This window comes from Micrococcus sp. iso_26 (assembly GCF_056172975.1).
This window is the reverse complement of sequence record NZ_JBWBTV010000013.1, coordinates 1-1,365: the sequence shown is the minus strand read 5'-3', so window position 1 is coordinate 1,365 and position 1,365 is coordinate 1. Positions and strand designations below refer to the sequence as shown.

The 1,365-nt window shown below is 71.4% G+C and carries 2 protein-coding genes and 1 pseudogene; all 3 read left to right on the top strand.

Annotated features, from left to right (window positions below):
• The coding region (locus tag AC0VX0_RS12290) for a hypothetical protein (RefSeq protein WP_475452186.1) at nucleotides 1-549 on the top strand (549 nt) is incomplete at its 5' end.
• Nucleotides 549-851: a hypothetical protein gene (locus tag AC0VX0_RS12285; RefSeq protein ID WP_475452184.1), complete on the top strand. Its 303-nt coding sequence runs from the start codon at nucleotides 549-551 to the stop codon at nucleotides 849-851. The genes AC0VX0_RS12290 and AC0VX0_RS12285, both read left to right, overlap by 1 nt.
• Nucleotides 852-967: 116 nt before the next feature.
• Nucleotides 968-1,365, top strand: a pseudogene (locus tag AC0VX0_RS12280) (hypothetical protein); the annotation flags it as partial.

The window sequence follows — 1,365 nt, the reverse complement described above, 5'->3', positions numbered from 1 at the left end:
CGCACCCTGCTGCACAAGAAGATGCTCGTGGAGATCCTCGAGCCAGCCCCGGATCTCGACGATGAGGTCCAGCCGCTGGGGTACTGGGACTACATGCAGGCCCGGGTGTACGAGGACCCCGACCAGCCCGAGGTGCAAGGCCCCCCGCTCGCCGGGGCTCAGCCGCCGGCCGCCGCCCTGGCGGCGTTGCGCTCGTTGAACACCAGCCCAGCGGCGGCGCCCGAGCAGCAGGAGGAGGAGTCGAGCTCGCCGGTGATCGTCGAGCGAGCTGCTGCCGCGGTCGTCCCCGGGACGTACCAGGACGCCGAGGACGACGATTTCGAGGGCTACGGGGAGGAGTCGACCTGCGCAGCCGGCGAGCTCGAGCCGGGTGACCTTGCCCAGGTCGATCCCGACGGCGGGTGGGTGGTCATCACCGAATACCCCGAGGCCGACGGGGACGACGTCTATCTGGAGTACACCGACCGGCTCACCGGCGAGCCGGCGACCTGCACCATCTCCGCCCAGGAGATGGTGCCGACCATGCATGTGATGCAGGAGGAGAACTGATGGCGCAGGACAACTCACAGCTGGACCCCGCGGACACCATGGCGATGATCTTCATGGGCATGCTCATCCTGGGATCAGGGGCCGGGGCCACGCTGGCCGCGCGGTTCCTGACTCCCGTGCAGCAGGCCCTGCTCGAGTACGGCGTGCTCGTGCCGGCCACGGAGGCGGCGTTCCCCCTGGGGGAGACCGGCCTGGGTGTGCCGCTGTGGGCGGCTCTGGCCCTGGCTCTGGTGCTGGTGGGCGGGCTGACTCTGATGCTCTACGTGTTCGCGCGCAAGCGGGCTGCGGAGGCCCAGCGCTGAGGGGCCTGCCCCACCTGATGAGTCTGATGGTCGCTCGGGACATCCCGAGCGGCCATCGGGCTTTCTGCCTGATGGAAGCCCCCCAGAGGGGACGGATCAGACAGGAAGGACCCCAGATGTGCAGAGCGGCTGGCGGCCCCGGAGCCCCTCACGGTCGGCGGTGTCCTGGATCGGCGCATAAGCAGGACGCAGCTCTGCAGCGGCGCAGGGAGAATCGGGCGATCGGCCAGCAGATCGCCCGCTGGGCCAAGGAGGCGGGCAAGGCTGAGGAGCTCGCCGAGCTCAAGGCCCAGCGCAAGCCCATCAACGAGATCAAGGAGTGGGCCGAGCAGGCGGGCGCGTCCGAGAGCGTCTACGCCCGTGCCGCAGGACCGGCCCGCCGCGGATGGGATGCCCGCGCGGTGGCCGAGGCCGCCGCGCCAAGCGCCGGGGGTGGGCAGACTCCGGCGGCGGCGCCCGCCGAGGCGCCGGCCCCGCCACGAGCCCCGGCAGTCGCACGGCGCAAGGCGGCACC